General features: G+C 61.1%; 17 protein-coding genes. 9 read left to right on the top strand and 8 right to left on the bottom strand.

The window, feature by feature from the left end; genetic code table 11:
- Positions 1–1,236 (bottom strand): 3-methyl-2-oxobutanoate dehydrogenase (2-methylpropanoyl-transferring) subunit alpha, encoded by a 1,236-nt coding sequence (locus tag ABTV22_RS17550; protein ID WP_433735764.1) that lies wholly within the window; start codon positions 1,234–1,236, stop codon positions 1–3.
- A gap of 185 nt (positions 1,237–1,421) precedes the next feature.
- On the opposite strand from ABTV22_RS17550, the gene bkdR reads away from it, so the two are divergent.
- Positions 1,422–1,910, top strand: coding sequence for a Bkd operon transcriptional regulator BkdR (bkdR, locus tag ABTV22_RS17545; protein WP_433735763.1), 489 nt, complete (start codon positions 1,422–1,424; stop codon positions 1,908–1,910).
- A gap of 127 nt (positions 1,911–2,037) precedes the next feature.
- Here the strand turns inward: bkdR and ABTV22_RS17540 are convergent, their stop codons facing one another.
- The gene (locus tag ABTV22_RS17540; protein ID WP_433735762.1) at positions 2,038–2,901 is read right to left on the bottom strand and encodes an MBL fold metallo-hydrolase; all 864 of its coding nucleotides are present in this window, start codon (positions 2,899–2,901) and stop codon (positions 2,038–2,040) included.
- Positions 2,902–3,005: 104 nt separating this feature from the next.
- Here ABTV22_RS17540 and ABTV22_RS17535 point away from each other — a divergent pair, with 104 nt between their 5' ends.
- From ABTV22_RS17535 to nahK, 6 genes are all read left to right on the top strand, one after another.
- On the top strand, positions 3,006–3,347 hold the full coding sequence (locus tag ABTV22_RS17535) for an ArsR/SmtB family transcription factor (protein ID WP_433735761.1): 342 nt from the start codon (positions 3,006–3,008) through the stop codon (positions 3,345–3,347).
- A gap of 168 nt (positions 3,348–3,515) precedes the next feature.
- Positions 3,516–4,760 carry an FAD-dependent oxidoreductase gene (locus ABTV22_RS17530; RefSeq protein WP_433735760.1) on the top strand — a complete coding sequence of 415 codons (1,245 nt, stop codon included), beginning with the start codon at positions 3,516–3,518 and terminating at the stop codon, positions 4,758–4,760.
- A gap of 9 nt (positions 4,761–4,769) precedes the next feature.
- Positions 4,770–5,576, top strand: coding sequence for a sulfite exporter TauE/SafE family protein (locus ABTV22_RS17525; RefSeq protein WP_433735759.1), 807 nt, complete (start codon positions 4,770–4,772; stop codon positions 5,574–5,576).
- A gap of 300 nt (positions 5,577–5,876) precedes the next feature.
- Positions 5,877–7,061, top strand: a complete 1,185-nt coding sequence (locus tag ABTV22_RS17520; protein WP_433735758.1) for a porin — start codon at positions 5,877–5,879, stop codon at positions 7,059–7,061.
- A 246-nt stretch (positions 7,062–7,307) separates the two neighbouring features.
- Positions 7,308–8,471 carry a nitric oxide-sensing protein NosP gene (gene nosP, locus ABTV22_RS17515; RefSeq protein ID WP_433735757.1) on the top strand — a complete coding sequence of 388 codons (1,164 nt, stop codon included), beginning with the start codon at positions 7,308–7,310 and terminating at the stop codon, positions 8,469–8,471.
- A complete protein-coding gene (gene nahK, locus ABTV22_RS17510; protein WP_433735756.1) occupies positions 8,401–11,034 on the top strand; it encodes a hybrid sensor histidine kinase/response regulator NahK/ErcS' in 2,634 nt (877 codons plus the stop codon). The genes nosP and nahK overlap by 71 nt, the downstream gene beginning before the upstream one ends.
- 116 nt (positions 11,035–11,150) lie before the next feature.
- Here nahK and ABTV22_RS17505 read toward each other — a convergent pair whose 3' ends face one another.
- From ABTV22_RS17505 to ABTV22_RS17480, 6 genes are all read right to left on the bottom strand, one after another.
- On the bottom strand, positions 11,151–11,816 hold the full coding sequence (locus ABTV22_RS17505; protein ID WP_433735755.1) for a response regulator: 666 nt from the start codon (positions 11,814–11,816) through the stop codon (positions 11,151–11,153).
- Positions 11,817–11,872: 56 nt separating this feature from the next.
- Positions 11,873–12,430, bottom strand: a complete 558-nt coding sequence (locus ABTV22_RS17500) for a PQQ-dependent catabolism-associated CXXCW motif protein (RefSeq protein ID WP_433735754.1) — start codon at positions 12,428–12,430, stop codon at positions 11,873–11,875.
- Positions 12,431–12,655: 225 nt separating this feature from the next.
- Complete coding sequence (locus ABTV22_RS17495; RefSeq protein ID WP_433735753.1) at positions 12,656–13,447, bottom strand: ABC transporter permease; 792 nt, start codon at positions 13,445–13,447, stop codon at positions 12,656–12,658.
- Positions 13,444–14,175, bottom strand: coding sequence for an ABC transporter ATP-binding protein (locus tag ABTV22_RS17490; RefSeq protein ID WP_433735752.1), 732 nt, complete (start codon positions 14,173–14,175; stop codon positions 13,444–13,446). Before ABTV22_RS17490 ends, ABTV22_RS17495 begins: the two co-directional genes overlap by 4 nt.
- Positions 14,172–15,131: a YVTN family beta-propeller repeat protein gene (locus ABTV22_RS17485; RefSeq protein WP_433735751.1), complete on the bottom strand. Its 960-nt coding sequence runs from the start codon at positions 15,129–15,131 to the stop codon at positions 14,172–14,174. The genes ABTV22_RS17490 and ABTV22_RS17485 overlap by 4 nt, the downstream gene beginning before the upstream one ends.
- A gap of 28 nt (positions 15,132–15,159) precedes the next feature.
- Positions 15,160–16,344 carry an ABC transporter substrate-binding protein gene (locus ABTV22_RS17480; RefSeq protein WP_433735750.1) on the bottom strand — a complete coding sequence of 395 codons (1,185 nt, stop codon included), beginning with the start codon at positions 16,342–16,344 and terminating at the stop codon, positions 15,160–15,162.
- A gap of 567 nt (positions 16,345–16,911) precedes the next feature.
- On the opposite strand from ABTV22_RS17480, the gene pedF reads away from it, so the two are divergent.
- Positions 16,912–17,373, top strand: a complete 462-nt coding sequence (pedF, locus tag ABTV22_RS17475; RefSeq protein WP_433735749.1) for a cytochrome c-550 PedF — start codon at positions 16,912–16,914, stop codon at positions 17,371–17,373.
- Between the two features lie 3 nt (positions 17,374–17,376).
- Complete coding sequence (locus ABTV22_RS17470) at positions 17,377–18,252, top strand: substrate-binding periplasmic protein (protein ID WP_433735748.1); 876 nt, start codon at positions 17,377–17,379, stop codon at positions 18,250–18,252.
- The last annotated feature ends 2 nt before the right edge of the window (positions 18,253–18,254 follow it).

Genomic DNA, 18,254 nt, shown 5'->3' with positions numbered 1-18,254 from the left:
TCAGATCCCCAACTGCTGACGCTGGCGCTTCAAGTGCTCCGGCATCTCTTTGTAGACGTCTTCGAACATGGTCGCGGCGCTTGGAATCTGACCGCCGGCGAGGGTGCCGTACTGCTCGGCCTGTTTCTGCGCGGCGATCACTTCGGCCTCAAGCTCAGCGCTGACGGCGGCATGTTCCTCTTCGGACCAGTGACCGGCCTTGATTAGGTGCTGCTTGAGACGCGCGATCGGATCGCCCAACGGGAAGTGGCTCCAGTCGTCAGCCGGACGGTACTTGGACGGATCGTCGGAGGTCGAGTGCGGGCCGGCGCGGTAGGTGACCCATTCGATCATGGTCGGGCCGAGGTTGCGGCGGGCGCGTTCGGCGGCCCAGGCGGAAGCGGCGTAAACCGCGTAGAAATCGTTGCCATCGACCCGCAGGGAGGCAATGCCGCAACCGACACCACGACCGGCGAAGGTGGTGGCTTCACCCCCGGCAATCGCCTGGAAGGTGGAGATGGCCCACTGGTTGTTGACCACGTTGAGGATCACCGGCGCGCGGTAGACGTGGGCGAAGGTCAGGGCGGTGTGGAAGTCCGACTCGGCAGTGGCGCCGTCGCCGATCCAGGCCGAGGCGATCTTGGTATCGCCCTTGATCGCCGACGCCATGCCCCAGCCGACGGCTTGTACGAATTGGGTGGCGAGGTTGCCGGAGATGGTGAAGAAGCCGGCGTCCTTGACCGAGTACATGATCGGCAGTTGGCGTCCCTTGAGCGGATCGCGCTCGTTGGACAGCAGTTGGCAGATCAGGTCGACCAGCGGCACGTCGCGGGCCATCAGGATGCTTTGCTGGCGATAGGTGGGGAAGCACATGTCGTCGATGTTCAACGCCAGGGCTTGGGCGCTGCCGATGGCTTCTTCGCCAAGGCTTTGCATGTAGAACGACATTTTTTTCTGACGCTGGGCGACCACCATGCGGTTGTCGTAGATCCGCGTCTTGAGCATGGCGCGCATGCCTTTGCGCAGGATCTCGACCGGTACGCCTTCGGCCCATGGACCCAGGGCATTGCCCTGATCGTCGAGCACGCGAATCAGGCCGCGGGCCAGGTCGGCTGTGTCGGCCGGTTCTACGTCGATTGGGGGTTTGCGCACCGTGCCGGCGTCGGTCAGGTGCAGGTAGGAGAAGTCGGTTTTACAGCCGGGACGGCCCGAGGGTTCCGGGACGTGCAGGCGCAGCGGTTCATACGCTTGGGTCATGGCTTCTACGCTCGATCTTGTGAATTTCTTGTAGTGAGCTGACAGATTTCATTCGGTAAATGAAATCTTGTCCTACAACAATCATAGGCCCGGCCAAGAAGAATATTTCTCTCTGTTTCGTTGCACTAAAGGTTATTTAGAGATAAAAAATCTGCATAAAGAAAATAAACAGGTGGTTTTGTCTCATGCGCAAACTGGACCGTACCGACATCGGCATTCTCAACAGCCTTCAGGAGAACGCACGCATCACCAACGCTGACCTGGCGCGCTCGGTCAACCTGTCACCGACGCCGTGCTTTAACCGGGTCAAGGCGTTGGAAGAGCTGGGGGTGATTCGCGAGCAAGTGACGCTGCTGGATGCTGACCTGCTGGGGTTGCATGTGAATGTGTTCATCCACGTCAGCCTTGAGAAGCAGGTGGAGAGGGCGTTGCAGCATTTCGAGGAGGCGATTTCCGATCGTCCGGAAGTGATGGAGTGCTACCTGATGGCGGGCGACCCGGACTACCTGATCCGGGTGTTGGTGCCGAGCATCCAGTCGCTGGAGCGCTTCATGATGGACTTCCTCACCAAAGTCCCTGGCGTTGCCAATATCCGTTCCAGCTTTGCGCTCAAGCAGGTGCGCTACAAGACCGCGCTGCCGTTGCCGGCCAATGGGTTGACGCTGGATATCTGAAATACCCCAAACCCTGGGAACGATCATGTAACCCTGTAGGAGCGAGCATGCTCGCGATTGGGCCATCAGATTCAACAACAATGTTGACTGACAGTCCGCCATCGCGAGCATGCTCGCTCCTACAGGATCAGAATTTATTGAGGGGGATCTTGAGGTAGGTCACGCCGTTGTCCTCCGCCGGCGGTAGATTCCCGGCCCGCACGTTGACCTGGATCGCCGGCAACAGCAGCGTCGGCATGCCCAATCCGGCATCGCGCGTCGTGCGCATGGACACAAACGCTGCTTCGTCGATGCCGTCACGCACGTGGATATTGCCTTTGCGTTGTTCGCCCACCGTGGTCCTGCAGCAAGGTTCACGGCCCTCGGGCGGGTAGTCGTGGCAGACGTACAGACGCACGCTGGCGGGGAAGGCCAGCAGTTTCTGGATGGAGGCGAACATCTGGTGGGCGTCGCCGCCGGGAAAGTCGCAGCGCGCGGTGCCCACATCCGGCATGAACATGGTGTCGCCGACCAGAATCACATCGCCGTCGATCAGGTAGGCCATGTCCGCCGGGGTGTGGCCGGGGACGTGCAAGGCGGTCGCCTTGAGCTGGCCGATCATGAATGACTCGTCGGGGGCGAACAGGTGATCGAACTGTGAACCGTCAACGCAAAACGCCGGTTCAAGATTGAACAGGGCCTTGAACACGTTCTGCACCTTGCAGATCGATTGGCCGATAGCGATCTTGCCGCCCAGTACCTGGCGCAGGTAGGGCGCCGCGGACAGGTGATCGGCGTGGGCATGGGTTTCCAGCAGCCATTGCACTTGCAGACGGTGCTGGCGCACGAAGTCAATGATCCGGTCGGCCTGCACGGTGGCGGTTCGCCCGGCGGCGGGGTTGTAGCCGAGCACTGGGTCGACGATCGCGCATTGTCCGCCATCGGCTTCGTAAATCACGTAGCTGTAAGTGGAGGAGGCGTCGTCGAAGAAGGCTTCAATCAGGGCAGGCATGGACATGAACCTGAGCAAGAGGACGAAATGTCGATCATGGGTTGCAACATTATATGTTTAAACATAATGTTTATAGCTTAAGTGACGTTGAAGGCATCCTGCAAATGCAATCCAGTCTGACCGAATGTGAAGTCGCTCAACTGCGCGCCTCGGCCTCCAAGGCCTGTGCGCTGCTCAAGGCGCTGGCCAATGAGGATCGCCTATTGATCCTGTGCCAGTTGACCCAGGGTGAGCGCAACGTAGGCGAGCTGGAAAAAATGACCGGCGTGCGCCAACCGAGCCTGTCCCAGCAATTGGGCATCCTGCGCGATGAAGGGCTGGTCGCCACCCGTCGTGAAGGCAAGTACATTTTTTACGGTCTCGCCAGTCATGAAGTGATCCAGGTGATGAAAACCCTCTCCGGGCTGTACTGCGGGGCCGTGCTCAAAAGCTGGGTTCAACCCTAAATGCCAGCCGGTGCACTCGTCCAATGTGGGAGCGAGCCTGCTCGCGAAAGCGTAGTGTCAGTCGACGTCTTTATCGACTGACCCGCCACCTTCGCGATCAGGCTCGCTCCTACATTGGTTTTGTGTGTTGACTAGAAAAATCTTGCGTGCCGCAATAAGGAACTAGTAATGAACGATCAACACTGGGGCCCATCCATCAGTGCAGATATCGTGGTCATCGGCGGTGGCACGGCAGGCATCGGCTTTGCCGCCAGCTTGCTCAAGCGTAGCCCGCAGCTGAACGTCACCGTGATCGAACCCGACCCCCGGCACTTCTATCAGCCGGCCTGGACGCTGGTTGGCGGTGGTGCCTTCAACGTGGAAAACACCGTGCGGCCGACAGCGTCGGTGATGCCGCGCGGGGCTAATTGGCTGCAGGCCTCTGTGACGGGCATCGATCCCGACAACCGCCAACTCACCCTCAGCGATGCACGCACGGTCAGCTACCTCAATCTGGTCGTCTGCCCCGGCCTGCGCCTGGCCTGGGAAAAAATCGAAGGGTTGCAGCAAACCCTTGGCCAGCATGGCGTGACCTCCAATTACAGCTATCAGCACGCACCCTACACCTGGGATCAGGTGCAGAAATTGCGCGGCGGCAAGGTGCTGTTCACTCAACCGGCCATGCCGATCAAATGTGCGGGCGCGCCACAAAAGGCGCTGTACCTGTCCTGCGATCACTGGAACAGGAGCGGTGTGCTCAACAACATTGATGTCGAATTCAATCTGGCTGGCGCAGCGCTGTTTGGCGTGGCGACGTTTGTCCCGCCGCTGATGAAGTACATCGAGAAATACAAGGCCCGGTTGGCGTTCAACTCCAATCTGGTCAAGGTCGACGGCCCGGCGAAAACCGCGTGGTTCGATGTCAGGGATGCCGATGGCAACGTCACCCGTCAGGCAAAAACCTTTGACCTGCTGCATGTCGTACCGCCTCAGGTGTCCCCGGATTTCATCGCCCAAAGCCCGCTGGCAGATGCCGCTGGCTGGTGCGAGGTCGATCCGCATAGCCTGCAGCATCCACGTTATCCCGACGTCTTCGCGCTGGGCGATATCTGCGGCACCACGAACGCAAAAACCGCAGCGGCGGTGCGCAAGCAAATCGTGGTGGTGGCCGAAAACCTGCTGGCCTTGCGCAAGCAACAAGCGCTGCCGCTGAAGTACGACGGTTATGGTTCCTGTCCGCTGACGGTGGAGAAGGGCAAAGTGATCCTCGCCGAGTTCGGTTACGGGGGCAAATTGCTTGCGACCTTTCCCCTTGACCCGACGACCCCGCGCCGCTCGGCGTGGTGGCTGAAGGCAACACTGCTACCGTGGTTCTATTGGAACGGTATGCTCAAGGGCCGTGAATGGCTGACGCGTGTATCCAGGGTCGACTGAGTACTTCCTATGTTGCTGGCAAGTCTGTTTGGCGTAGTGATGGGGCTGGTGCTCGGCTTGACGGGCGCCGGCGGCGGTATCCTTGCGGTACCGGCCCTGGTGTTGGGCTTGGGCTGGAGCATGACCCAGGCCGCTCCGGTGGCGTTGTTTGCGGTGGGTAGCGCGGCGGCGGTGGGTGCCATCGATGGCTTGCGCCATGGGCTGGTGCGCTATCGCGCGGCGTTGTTGATTGCGGCACTCGGTGCGGTGTTTTCGCCGGTGGGCATCTACTTTGCCCATCAGATGCCGGAAAAAATCCTGATGATCCTGTTCAGCCTGCTGATGGTCATGGTGGCCACTCGCATGTTGCGCCGTGAGCGCAAGGACGCGGGACCCAGTGATCACGGCCACGCCAACTGGGGCCAGAAGAACTGCATGCTCGATCAACAGACCGGACGTTTTTCCTGGACCGCCAAATGCACTGCGACCCTGGCGGCGCTCGGTGCGGTGACCGGTGTGGTGTCGGGGCTGCTTGGCGTGGGGGGCGGCTTTCTGATCGTGCCGGCGTTCAAGCAACTGACCGATGTGCAAATGCGCGGGATCATCGCGACGTCGCTGATGGTGATCAGCCTGATCTCGGCCATCGGCGTGGTCGGCGCCTTCCACGCCGGGGTTCGCATCGATGGCCTGGGCGTGGCGTTCATCGTCGCCAGCATCGTCGGCATGATCGTCGGCCGCAAACTCTGCGCGCGGGTGCCGGCGCGGGCGTTGCAGGTGGGGTTTGCCAGCGTCTGCCTGGTGGTTGCGGCCTATATGCTGCTCAAGGCAGCGCTCTGAGAACAACGTCATCGAACCGCTCATGGAGCCCATGTAGGAGCTGTCGAGTGCAACGAGGCTGCGATCTTTTAAAAACGAGATCAAAAGATCGCAGCCTGCGGCAGCTCCTACAGGTCTATCCGCCGGCAGGCTTACGCCCTTGGTGGCGAGCCCCCCAGACACGCGGTCTTACACCGTAACTGTCGCCCATCACCGGCCCCTCCAAAGCACCTGAAAACCGCCTCCAAGGCAGCGTATGGCGCCGCCTGTCAGCTTTCGATAATCGCCCCCGACATCTCGTCCCCAGTCGCGGAGCGCGCCATGCACAACAATAAGAACTTCACGCATCGTTTCCTGCCGGCCTTCGTCGCCAGCCTGTCCTCCCTTTGCCTGAGCTCCTTGGCCGAGGCCGAGATCATGCTGTACGACAAGGACCAGACCACGTTCTCCACCGACGGCTACATCAACGCCTTCTATGTGAACAGTGATGTCGACCGTGCCGGCGATCAGTTCGACCGCCGCCAGTCACGGGTGAAAATGGGTTTTCTGCCCAACTACCTGGGTTTCAACATGGGCAAGCAGGTCGATGACCTCACGCTCGGTGCCCGTGCCTCGTTCTGGGTGACCATCAACGACAGTCAAACCAACGGCACTGACACCGCCATCGATGTGCGGCAGTTCTACGGCACCGTCGCCAACCCGCAGTGGGGTGAAGTATTGATCGGCAAGGACTTCGGCCTGTTTGCCCGCTCCAACATCCTGCTCGACGAACTGCTCGCCGGTTACGGCCAAGTCAGCGATACCCTGGGGCTGGTGGATGGCGGTGGGGTGTCGTTCGGCAACATCGGCACCGGTTATCCGTATCCCTTCCCGACTTCGCAAATCACCTACCGCACCCCGGTGATGGACGGTTTGCGCGTGGCCGTAGGGATCATGGACCCGGTGGACACCAATGACAGCAGTCCGACCGGCAAGGCCTATCAGGAAAATCCGCGCACCGAAAGCGAGATCACCTACCAGTTCGACGTCGCCGGGGCGAAGATCTACAGCTGGGTCAATGGCAGCTACCAGACGTCGGACAATACCGATTCAAGCGTGGAGACCGTGACGTCCAAAGGCGTGGGGTATGGCGTGCAGGCAAAAATGGGCGGCGTGTCCCTGACCGGGTCCGGTTTCCAGGCCAAGGGCATCAACCCGTTTTTCACTAACAACGCAGGCGAGCCGACCCTGCGCAATGTCGACAGTGATGGGTACCTGTTGCAGGGCTCCTACAAACTGGGCAAGAACCGGCTGGCGCTGTCCTACGGCAAGACCAATGACGATGGCAACGGCGTGGTCGGCAGCGGTGCGGACTATGAAACCCGCGGCATTGCACTGTTCCATGACGTGAATGACAACCTCAAACTGGTGGCCGAATACAACCAGTTCCAAATCAACGGCCACGACACCAGCGACCAGAATGAAGACACCGATACCTTTGCGGTGGGGGCGGTGTTGACCTGGTAAAACGCAAATCCCCTGTAGGAGCGAGGCTTGCCCGCGAAGACGTCAGGGCAGTCAGCACTGATGTCGAATGTACCGCCGCCTTCGCGGGCAAGCCTCGCTCCTACAGGGGAACGCGGTTTTATGTGAGTCCTGCGTACAGCCCTCTCATCCCATCGAAGCGCCTGACCGCTACCCAAGTAGCATACGTCCCGATCCACAGCCTTCGTACACTCGCACTTCATACACACGCACCTGCGGGGGGCGACGATGGCGCAGGTCCAGAGCGAAGGAATCGTCAGTGCAATGTCCCTGGCCACCGATGCCCAGCAGGTGGCCCAGGAACTGGCGCGGCAGTTGCTGCATCCGAATCTGGGCTTTGTGCTGTTCTTCTGTTCCGCCGAGTACGATTTGCGGGCGCTGGGCCCGGCCTTGCAGCAGAGTTTCGGCGGTATTCGGCTGGCCGGGTGCACCAGCGCCGGGGAGATCACCCCGCTGGGTTATGGGCGCAACTGCGTAACGGCCGTGGGCTTCGATCATCGACACTTCTCCATTGCCCTGGAACTGATCGACGAAATGGAGCACTTCAGCCTGATTGACGCGCAGCAGATGGTCGAGCGCCTGGTCAGTGGGTGTCGCAGCAACACCCTGGCCCCGATCAAGGGCAACAGCTTTGCCCTGACCTTGCTCGATGGGCTGTCCAGCCGGGAGGAAACGGTCCTGGCGGCCTTGAGCGCGGCGCTGGGCGACATTCCGCATTTCGGCGGCTCGGCCGGTGACGACAACTACCTGACCCACACCCACGTGTATTTCGACGGCGGGTTTCACAGCGGCGCGGCGGTGGTGGTGCTGGTCAATACGTGGTTGGACTTCGAAGTCTTCACCACCCACCACATGCAGCCCCGGGCGGAAAAACTGGTGGTCACCGGAGCCGACAGCGCCTCGCGACGGGTCTTCGAACTCAATGCCGAACCTGCCGCCGCCGAGTACGCCCGGCACATTGGCGTGCCGGTGGCCGAGCTGGACCACCGGGTCTTCGCCGCGCACCCGTTGGCGGTTCGCTTCAACGAGCAATATTACGTGCGCGCGATACAGCAGGTTCACCCGGACCTGAGCCTGAGTTTTTACTGCGCCGTGGAGAACGGCATCGTCCTCACCGCCATGACCCCGGGCCCCTTGTTGCCGAACCTGCAAAACCTGTTCAGCGGCTTGCAGGAACGCCTCGGCGATTTGTTGCTGACCATCGGCTGTGACTGTTTCCTGCGGCGCCTGGAGCTGGAAGACGACGGCAGCCTGGAGCAAATCGGCAGCTTCTTGCGCGAGCAGCAGGTGATGGGTTTCAACACCTACGGAGAACAGTTCAATGGCACGCACATCAACCAGACCTTCACCGGCGTTGCCATTGCCCGGGGACGGTCCCTCGGCAAGCGTTGACCTTCAGGCGCAGATTGCAGGCCTGCAACACGACAACCAGAAATTGCAGCGGATCAATGCGGCGTTGATCGAGCGCATCGAGTCCGGCATCACCCGTGGCAACGATCCCTATGCGGCGTTCCAGCATTCGGTGGTGTTGGCCGAGCAGGTGCGCGAGCGCACCGATGCCTTGAATCAGGCCATGGCCGAACTCAAGGCCGGCAACTATTTGCTCAGCGAAGCCCGCCTGCGCGCCGAAACCGCCCATCAACACTTGATCGATGCCATCGAGAGCATTTCCGATGCCTTCGTGCTGTTCGATGCCGAGCAGCGCATTGTCCTGTTCAACAGTCGTTTCAAGGCGTTCTGGCGCAACAGCCGGGTGCGCATCAACGCCGGCATGCGCCTGAGCGAGGTCAAGCGCTTGATGCTGAGCAATGGGCTGTTTACCGAAGAATCCCACGGGCCTGGCGACGACAACCTGCTGTTCCGCTTGCAGGACGGGCGCTGGCTACAAGTCAGCGAGCGGCCGACCCAGGAAGGCGGGCGGGTGATCCTGTTCACCGACATCACCGATGTCAAACTCAGCGAAACCGTGCGCCGCGAGCAGGCGGTGGCGCAGAAATCACACCTCTTGCAGCGGGCGGTCGACAACCTGTCCCAAGGGGTGGCCATGGTCAACGCCGAGGGTGTTCTGGAACTGTGGAACCGGCGGTTCCTTGAACTCAGTGGCCTGGCTCCGGTGGCCGCTCATCGCCCGTTTGCCGACGTGATCGCCGACAGTGAATTGACCCTGCTGACCCCGGCCAGCCGTGGTGCCAACGGGCGTCCCGTGCAGGAGTGCGAACAACGCCTGTGCGATGGCCGGGTCCTGGAAATCCGCACGCATCCGCTGCCCACTGGAGGCTTCGTCAATACCTTCACCGACATCACTGAGCGCTACCAGCACGCCGAAGCCCTGAGTGAAAGCGAACGCTGGATTCGCCTGATCACCGACCACGTGCCGGCATTGATTGCCTACCTCAACGCCGATCTGGTTTACGAGTTCACCAACAAGGTCTACGAAGAATGGTACTGCTGGCCGCGCGGCGTGATGCTCGGCCAGAGCCTGCGCGAAGTGCACAGCGAACAGCACTACCAGCGTCTGGAGTCCTACGTGGCCAGGGCATTGGCCGGGGAGAGCGTGACCTTCGAATTCGCCGAAACCAACGTCAACAACCAGGAGCGCTACATGTTGCGCTCCTATGTGCCCAATCGCCTGGCCAACGGTGAAGTGGTGGGGATCTTCGTGTTGATCCGCGACATTACCGAGCGCCGTCGCACCGCCGAGGCGCTGCACCAGGCGTATCAGAACCTCGAACTGCGAGTCCGCGAACGCACCACCGAACTGACTGACCTCAATGGCCAGTTGCTGCGGGAAATCGATGAGCGTCGCCGTGTCGAATCACGCTTGCGCGAGGCCAAGCGGGAAGCGGAGCAGGCCAACCTGTCGAAGACCAAGTTTCTCGCCGCCGTCAGCCACGACCTGCTGCAACCGTTGAACGCCGCGAGACTGTTCACCAGTGCCTTGCTGGAGCGCCGCGAGCCGATCGCCAACGAAAGCCTGGTGCGTAATGTCAGCAATTCCTTGGACGACGTGGAGACCCTGTTGGGTACGCTGGTGGATATTTCCAAGCTCGATGCCGGGGTGATCAAGGCCGACATCGCGCCATTCGCCTTGAGCGAGTTGCTGGAAAATCTCGCCGCCGAGTACACCCAGGTGGCACGCAGCGAAGGTCTGCAATTGCATTTCATTGCCTGCTCGGCACTGGTGCGCAGCGACATTCAGTTGCTGGCGCGGATCCTGCGTAATTTATTGAGCAATGCCATTCGCTACACCTGTAGTGGTCGCGTGATCCTCGGTTGCCGGCGCCATCGCCAGCGCCTGTCGATTCAGGTTTGGGACAGCGGCATGGGCATTGAGGACAATCGTCTGGAAGAGATTTTTCAGGAGTTCAAGCGCGGGGAGGTGCAGCGTCCGGACCAGGATCGTGGTTTGGGCCTGGGCCTGGCGATCGTCGAGAAAATCGCCAGCATTCTCGGGCACCGCATCGATGTGCGTTCATGGCCGGGCAAGGGTTCGATGTTCTCGGTGGAGGTGCCCCTGAGCGCCACCGCGCCCAAGCCCTTGCCGAGCCTGCCGATGAGTGAGCCGATGCTCGAACGGCTGCGCGGAGCACGGGTGTGGGTGCTGGACAACGACGCGACCATTTGCGCCGGTATGCGTACGTTGCTCGAAGGCTGGGGCTGTCGGGTGGTGACGGCGTTGTCGGAGGACGACCTGGCGCGGCAGGTGGACAATTTCCACGCCGAGGCGGATTTACTGATTGCCGATTACCACCTCGACAACGACCGTAACGGCGTCGATGCCGTGGCCCGGATCAATGCCCGGCGCGCCAGTGCAATTGCGGTAATGATGATCACGGCCAATTACAGCAACGAGCTCAAACAGCAGATCCGCGAACTGGGCCATACCCTGATGCACAAGCCGGTACGGCCGATGAAACTGAAGACGGCGATGAGTCATTTACTCACCAGACCCTGAAATTTGCGCCGTTTGTGCCGGCCTCTTCGCGAGCAGGCTCGCTCCCACAGGTACTGCGCTGTCCTTGTGGGAGCGAGCCTGCTCGCGAAGACGGCAACACGGTTTGCAGGCAACCCTCAACGCCGTAGATAGGACCCGAAATCAATATCCCCGGCACTCAGGATCGCCTGCACGCGGTTGTGCACGTTGAGTTTGCGCAGGATCGCCGAGACATGGGCCTTGACCGTGGTTTCGGCGATTTCCAGGCTGTAGGCGATCTGTTTGTTCGATTCGCCCTTGGTCATGCGTTCGAGCACCTGCAACTGCTTGCGGGTCAGGGCCTGGAGCAGTTCGGGCGGGAAGCTGGGGGTGTCGTTCATCCGTCGGTGGGTGCTGCTTTTGGCCGTGCGGATGATGTCGGGTGGCAGGTAGACGTTGCCGTTGAGGATCTGCTGAATGGCATCGGTCATTTGTGCACGGGGCGAAGATTTGGTGATGAAACCCACTGCACCATAAGTGATGGCCTGCAGGACGATTTGTTTGTCCTGCTCGGCGGAGACAATCACCACTGGAATGGTCGGCGCTTCGTTGCGCAGGTTGATCAGGCCATTGAGCCCGTGCATGCCGGGCATGTTCAGGTCGAGCAGGATCAGGTCCAGGTCATCGTGCTCTTGGGTCAGTGCCAGGGCGCTGTCGAGGTCGGCGGTTTCCATCACCTCGCTGCCGGCAAAACCATCGCTGATGACGTTGTGTATGGCTTCGCGAAACAGCGGGTGATCGTCGGCAATCAGAATTTTGTACATAGCCTTTCACCTCATTATTTTGATTATGGTGTGGCAACAACACGCAGGCGTAAAGCTCAGGGAAAGGGTTCGGGCAGGGCCGGCATCACCGGCAAGTTGGCCGCTTGCCAGGCATCCAGGCCATCGCGGTACCAGTACAGTGACTTATAGCCCAGGCGAGCCGCACGCTTGACCGCATTCCAGCTCAGCCAGCAGTCGGCGCGGCAATAGAAGACCAGGGGGTGCATCGGGTCGCCACCGGTCAGCTTTTTCAGGTTGTCGGCAAAGTACGCCTGCCATTGCGGCGTCAGCTCGCCGTCGCCAGTGTTGGCCAACCAGTGACTGCCGGGCAGGTTCTCGTGGGGCTGGTCTTCGATGAAGCGGCCTTGCAGCCACTGGCGGCGATAGACATCGATCAGCACCGGGGGCGGGTTTTGCTCAAGCAGGGTTTGCAGGACGGGGGTATCGATGATGGTCGCGTCTTGCATGAGGTCTGGCGTCGGGCTGCGGTACAGGTCGATGCGATAGCCATCAGGGGAAAACAGCGGGGTTTGCGCGTTTGCGCAAGCCAGGCACAGGCTGAGCGACAAAGCAGCGAGGGTGGGACGCAGCAGGCGACGTCGGGCACGCGGCATGGGGATTGATCCTTATCGTTATGCGCCCATTACATGCCAGTCGTGCCCGGTTGGGAATGCGACGATAGGCCGGTAAAACCAGTACTAAAGTCGTAATTTCTGCCCATTCAATGATGATCTATTGTGGGAGCGAGCCTGCTCGCGAAGACGGTGTGACAGCCAACAGTTGCTTCGACTGGCTCACCGCTTTCGCGAGCAGGCTCGCTCCCACAGGGATTGGTGTTGTCAGGTGGATTTGCGCAGGGCGGCATGTTGTGGGTTGAAGGTCATGACTGCAAGGAGGGCAAACACTAGCGTCAACCCTGCACACACCGTCAGCGCCAGCGGGTTGAATCGCTCATACAAGGCAAATCGCACCAGCTCCACCGCATGGCTGAACGGGTTCACCGCACACAGCCAATACAACCATTCACTGGCTTCGCGCATTTTCCACAGCGGATACAGCGCCGATGACAAAAAGAACAGCGGAAAGATCACGAAATTCATCACCCCGGCGAAGTTCTCCAGCTGGCGGATGGCGTTGGATAGCAAAAGCCCCAAGGCGCTGAGCATCACCGCCACCAGCAACAGCGCGGGCAGGGCCAGCAGCAGGCCCATGGCCGGTGGCTGCACGCCATAGACCCAGGCAATCGCCAGGAAGGCATACACCTGCAACAACGAGATGAGCGAGGTGGCCAGCAGTTTGCTGCACAGCAGAAAGGTCCGGGGCAGGGGGCTGGTCAGCAGTACGCGCATGCTGCCCATTTCCCGGTCGTAGACCATCGACAATGAACCCTGCATACCGTTGAAGAGCAGGATCATGCAGGCCAGGCCCGGAATGATGTAGACCTCGTAGGGAATGTAGGTGTCGTAGGGCTCGATAATGGCGATGCCCAGTGCCGCGCGGAAACCGGCGGCGAACACCAGCAGCCACAGCAGCGGGCGCACCAGGGCGCTGAGAAATCGCGTGCGTTGCAACACAAAGCGCAACCACTCGCGCAGGACGATGCCGCGCAAACATTGCCAGTAAGCGTTCATCGGGCAGCTCCTGTGGTGGTCAGGCGAGAGAAGGCCGAGTCAAGGTCGCCGCCGTGTTCCAGGCTCAACGCATCGGCCTGTCCGCTGGCGACCAGCCGGCCTTGATGGAGAATCAGCAAGTCGTCGCTGGGCTGCACTTCATCGAGCAAGTGGGTGGTCCAGAGCACGCTGAGCTGTTGCTCTCGGCACAGGTTGCGAATATGCCGGTTGAGGGCCAGGCGACTGGCTGGATCGAGGCCGGCGCTGGCTTCGTCCAGCAACAACAGGCGGGGTTGATGCAGCAGGGCCCGAGCGATTTCCACCCGTCGGCGATGGCCGCCATTGAGGTGGCGTACCCGCTCCGCGCGACGTTCATCCAGACCTTGGCGGGCCAGTTCTGCGTCGACGCGCAGGCCGGTCTCGCGTCGCGACAAACCATGCAGCGCGGCGTGATAACGCAGGTTCTGCTCGACACTGAGGTCCAGGTCCAGGGTGCTTTGCTGGAACACCACACCCAGCTGTTTGAGCGCCGGGCGCGGCGCCTGACGCAATGAACAGCCGCCAATCCGGATATCGCCGTGCTGCAAGTCATAGAGCCGTGTCAGCAGGGCGATCAGCGTTGATTTGCCCGCGCCGTTGGGCCCCAGCAGCGCGGCGAAACGCCCCGGCTCCAGATTGAAATTCACTTGGCGCAGTGCTTCCCGGGTGCCGTAGGAGAAGCTCAGGTCGCTGACGTGCAGGGCGCTCATGGCGTCACCACCACGCCCCAAGGGTAACGCCCGACTTTCACCGACTTGCTGACCTTGAGGCTGTCCACATCGATCACCGACACATCGCCGCTGACGCCGTTGGTGGCGAGCAATTGCTTTTGGTCTGGAGTGAACGCCAGTTGCCAGACGCGCCGGCCCACCAGCAGGTAGTCGAGTATCTCGAAGGTCTTGGCGTCGATGACCGCCACGTGATTGGCCGGACCCAGGGCCACGAAGGCGTATTTTCCATCGGCGCTGAGCTTGATCCCCACCGGCTGCACCTTGTCCGGGTGCACGCCTTTGATCTGGAAGTTCAGGGTCTTGAGGACGTTACGACTGGCGACGTCGAGGATGGTCACCGTGCCGCCGATTTCCGCCGAGGCCCATAGTTGCGAGCCGTCATTGCTGAATTCGACGAAGCGCGGGCGCTGATCCACCAGCGTGCTGTCGGCCAGGGTCTGGGTGCTGGTGTCGATCCAGTGCAGCATGTTGGTGGTTTCACTGGTGTTCACCGCCCATTTGCCGTCGGGGCTGACCGCCATGCCTTCGGGCTCGACGCCCACATTGATCTGGCCCAGGACCTTGGAGGTTTCGGTGTCGATCACCGTGACCAGCGCATCGTCCTCGTTGGAGACGTACAGCCAGCGGTTGTTGGGGTGCAGGGCGAACTGCTCGGGGTCTTTGCCCGAGGGCAGTTCCTTGATGATCTTGCGGGTGGCTACGTCCATCACCTGGACCCGGTCCGAGTCGCTGGCGCAGATGTACAGCAACTTGTTGTCATGGGACAGCAGCAGGCCACGGGGGCGCTGACCGACAGGCAGGGTCTCGGTGACTTGCAGGGTCTGCATGTCGATCAGGCTGAGGTTGTTGTCCTTTTCGTTGGAGACCCAGGCGGTGCTGGCTGCGGCGTGGCCGGCAACGAGCAGCAGGGCGCAGCAAGGCAGGGTGTGGCGCATGGCAGTTTCCTTGTTGTAGTTGTTGTGATCAGGGAAAGCGGCAGCTGACCTCGGGCTTGTCGTAACCCAGGCTGTCCATCTCGTTGAAGGGGTGCAGGAAGCCGTCCTGTGGCGAAGTGCTGACCAGTGCGCGGGGTTGCACGATAGGAATGGGTTGGCGCAATTGGCCGTTCCACGGGCGGTAGCTGAGCTTGCGACCCTTGAACCCGTCCAGCGGCAGCTGATCGCTGATTTCCAGCGCGCGGATTGCCATTGGCTCGGTCTGGCGCAGTTTGCTTACGGCACTGGCAATGCTGCGTACGGCCATCCATGCGGCGAAGTCGCGGTCATTCATCCAGCGTCCCGTCAGGGCTTCGAAACGTTTTTGCAGTTGCGCGGCGCCATAGGTTTCCACGGTCTTGTGCCAGCCCACCGGCGTCAGGCCCTGAGTACCGGCGACCGGGCGCGGGTACCAGGTCTGGTAGGGCACGTACTCGCCGAAGTCGCCGCGCTCGTCCGCCACCAGCACCACGTCGTATTCGGCGGTCTGGGTGAACAGCGGCATGTCGGCCTGGGCGCTGCGCCGTTGATCGTTATCGAAGCTCCAGGGTTTTTCCGCCACCAGTTGCAGGCCGAAGCGCTTGGCCGCGCGGCGCAGGGCTGCGGCATAGGCCTGATCGTCCGGCGTCGGGCCGACGATCAGCAGCGCCCGTTGCCATTTGCGCACCACCAGAAATTGCGCCAGCGCATCGGCCAGCATCGCCCGGCTCGGCAAGCTGTGCAGCACATTTGGCAGGCAGTCGGTGGTGCGCAGGCTGTCGTCAGGGCTGCCGGCGTTGAACAGCAGGCTGTCGGGCAGTGCCGCACTGAGTTGGCGCAGGCTGCCTGCCGGTGCATTCACCACGAACAGGCGCAGGCCCTGGTCATGCTGGGTCTTCGCGGCAGCGAGCAGGGCTTGAGGGGTGTCGACGTTGGCGCTGACCAGGCTGTAGTCGTGATTGAGGAAGCGCCCGGTGCTGTTGCTGTCGGTGATCGCCAGTTCGGCGCCGCGCAGCCCCGCATCGACGGGTTCGGGAATGACGTTGGACAGCAGCGGGCCGGGGTCAGGGCGATAGCCCAGGTAGCCGATCCGTACCTGCAAAGGGGCGTCTGCGGCCTGGCTCCTGGTCGCCAGCCCGGCGGCACAGGCGATCGCCAGCAAGTAGATCAGGGCACAAGAGGCAAGCTGGCGCATAGGGCACTCCATGACAGGTAGCGCCAGCATAGGAAGCCCGTGAAGCCATGAAAATATGCAGAAAGTACCAAGCAGCCAGTACCAAGGTAGTAACCCCTGCTCCGCGGCGCGCTTTTAGCATGGCCACAACGGCCATCACTGCGAAGGGGATTGACCATGCGCATCGTCAAGGCACTGCTTTTGCCGTTTCTACTGATACTGACCCTGATCGGCGTCGACCGGCTCCACGGACCGCGTCCCGTGCCGATATCGACCATGCCTGCGACGCGTTAGCGCAAAGATGCCATAGGGCGCTATGCAGGAGCTATGCAGGAGCTTTGTAGGAGCTGTCGAGTGCAACGAGGCTGCGATCTTTTGATTTTTTCAAGATCAAGATCAAAAGATCGCAGCCTTCGGCAGCTCCTACAGGGGGAATGCGTACTGAATTCAACGGCCCTCCACACGCCTTACTACCAAGGGATGAGACGCCGGCCACCAAAGCAGCATGGGGCCTGGGCGGTGAGCTTTTTAAGATGACCGCCATAGCCTCTGCCAAGAGGTTTTGCGTGCAATCCTGAGGGCATAACAATGACAACGAAACGCAACGCCTTGCTCGTCACCGGACTGTTGGCCGGTCTTCTCAGTGCCGGTTCCGTCTGGGCCCACGGCAATGTGGTGCCACAGGCCGTGGAAACCAAAGGACTGACCGCCATCAAGGATGCCGGCGTACCGGTCGATGCCGATGGTTGGGCATCGGTGAATCCTTACCGTACTTCCCCTGAACACGATAAGGCAGTGGAAATTGGCTCATCGGCCTACAACCAGAACTGCGCAGCCTGCCATGGCCTGGAAGCCAAGTCCGGCGGCATCGCCCCCGATTTGCGCATGCTTGATGCCGCCGACGCCGGTGATGAATGGTTCGTCGAGCGGGTGCGCCATGGCGCGGTGCGTGACGGCCGGGTGTACATGCCGAAAATGGCCGATTACCTGAGCCAGGAAGCCCTCTGGGCCGTGCGTACTTACCTGGACAGCGTCCGCGTCGAGGAGTGACCCATGCGCCTGCTCGCGGTATTGATCGGCGCTGTGTGGCTGTGCTGCCAGTCGGTGCAGGCGCAGGTTCGCAACTATGACGAAATGATCGCCGCCGGAGAATTGAAAGTGGCGGTCTACAAGGACTTCGCCCCCTACAGTTTTGAACAAGACGGGCAGCCCAGGGGCGTCGATGTCGAACTGGCCCAGGCACTGGCCAAGGCGCTGGGTGTGCGCCTGACGCTGATCTGGGCGCCGCCCGGTGAAAAGCTCGACGACGATTTGCGCGATTACATCTGGCGGGCCAGTGCCTTGCACAATCAGCAACTGGCCGACCTGATGATGCGCGTGCCCTACGACCGCGATTACGCGCAAAAGCGCAACGAATTCGGTGAGCTGGAAAACGGCCATGTGGTGATGTTCGGCCCCTACCAGAACGAGCAATGGCAAGTCGCTTATGACCGGCGCCGCCTGGACAAGGTGGCCAGTGTCGCAGTGTTCGAGCAGCACCCGATCGGCGTTGAAGTCGACAGCGTGCCGTCGTTCTACCTGACGTCGGTGTTCAACGGCATGCTCGCCGGCAAGACCCATCACTACCCAGGCGTGCCCCAGGCATTTGCCGCCATGAAGGCCGGCGAGGTCGATGCGGTCATGGCCATGCGCGGCGAGATCGACTGGCAGGTGCATGAAGCCGCCGACCCGCAGATCGCCCTGGCGGAAAATGCCTACCCGAACATGGGCAAGCAGCTCTGGGAAATCGGCATGGCGGTGTACGAAAGCAACCGGCAACTGGCCTATGCCGTGGAAGAAGCGCTGGAAGGGCTGATCCGCGAGGGTTCGGTCAAATCCATCTACGGCCATTACGGCCTGCGTTACGACGTGCCCGAAATGTATCAATAGGA

Source organism: Pseudomonas putida (genome assembly GCF_050990305.1).
In the GTDB taxonomy this organism is placed as follows: Bacteria; Pseudomonadota; Gammaproteobacteria; order Pseudomonadales; family Pseudomonadaceae; genus Aquipseudomonas; species Aquipseudomonas putida_AH.
Note: the sequence above shows the minus strand (reverse complement) of the source record. Positions and strands in the feature narration are given on the sequence as shown.

Excerpts from the sequence above, each read along its gene's own strand:
- ABTV22_RS17550 (WP_433735764.1), bottom strand. The coding sequence starts at position 1,236 with ATGACCCAAGCGTATGAACCGCTGCGCCTGCACGTCCCGGAACCCTCG.
- bkdR (WP_433735763.1), top strand. The coding sequence starts at position 1,422 with ATGCGCAAACTGGACCGTACCGACATCGGCATTCTCAACAGCCTTCAG.
- ABTV22_RS17540 (WP_433735762.1), bottom strand. The coding sequence starts at position 2,901 with ATGCCTGCCCTGATTGAAGCCTTCTTCGACGACGCCTCCTCCACTTAC.
- ABTV22_RS17535 (WP_433735761.1), top strand. The coding sequence starts at position 3,006 with ATGCAATCCAGTCTGACCGAATGTGAAGTCGCTCAACTGCGCGCCTCG.
- ABTV22_RS17530 (WP_433735760.1), top strand. The coding sequence starts at position 3,516 with ATGAACGATCAACACTGGGGCCCATCCATCAGTGCAGATATCGTGGTC.
- ABTV22_RS17525 (WP_433735759.1), top strand. The coding sequence starts at position 4,770 with ATGTTGCTGGCAAGTCTGTTTGGCGTAGTGATGGGGCTGGTGCTCGGC.
- ABTV22_RS17520 (WP_433735758.1), top strand. The coding sequence starts at position 5,877 with ATGCACAACAATAAGAACTTCACGCATCGTTTCCTGCCGGCCTTCGTC.
- nosP (WP_433735757.1), top strand. The coding sequence starts at position 7,308 with ATGGCGCAGGTCCAGAGCGAAGGAATCGTCAGTGCAATGTCCCTGGCC.
- nahK (WP_433735756.1), top strand. The coding sequence starts at position 8,401 with ATGGCACGCACATCAACCAGACCTTCACCGGCGTTGCCATTGCCCGGG.
- ABTV22_RS17505 (WP_433735755.1), bottom strand. The coding sequence starts at position 11,816 with ATGTACAAAATTCTGATTGCCGACGATCACCCGCTGTTTCGCGAAGCC.
- ABTV22_RS17500 (WP_433735754.1), bottom strand. The coding sequence starts at position 12,430 with ATGCCGCGTGCCCGACGTCGCCTGCTGCGTCCCACCCTCGCTGCTTTG.
- ABTV22_RS17495 (WP_433735753.1), bottom strand. The coding sequence starts at position 13,447 with ATGAACGCTTACTGGCAATGTTTGCGCGGCATCGTCCTGCGCGAGTGG.
- ABTV22_RS17490 (WP_433735752.1), bottom strand. The coding sequence starts at position 14,175 with ATGAGCGCCCTGCACGTCAGCGACCTGAGCTTCTCCTACGGCACCCGG.
- ABTV22_RS17485 (WP_433735751.1), bottom strand. The coding sequence starts at position 15,131 with ATGCGCCACACCCTGCCTTGCTGCGCCCTGCTGCTCGTTGCCGGCCAC.
- ABTV22_RS17480 (WP_433735750.1), bottom strand. The coding sequence starts at position 16,344 with ATGCGCCAGCTTGCCTCTTGTGCCCTGATCTACTTGCTGGCGATCGCC.
- pedF (WP_433735749.1), top strand. The coding sequence starts at position 16,912 with ATGACAACGAAACGCAACGCCTTGCTCGTCACCGGACTGTTGGCCGGT.
- ABTV22_RS17470 (WP_433735748.1), top strand. The coding sequence starts at position 17,377 with ATGCGCCTGCTCGCGGTATTGATCGGCGCTGTGTGGCTGTGCTGCCAG.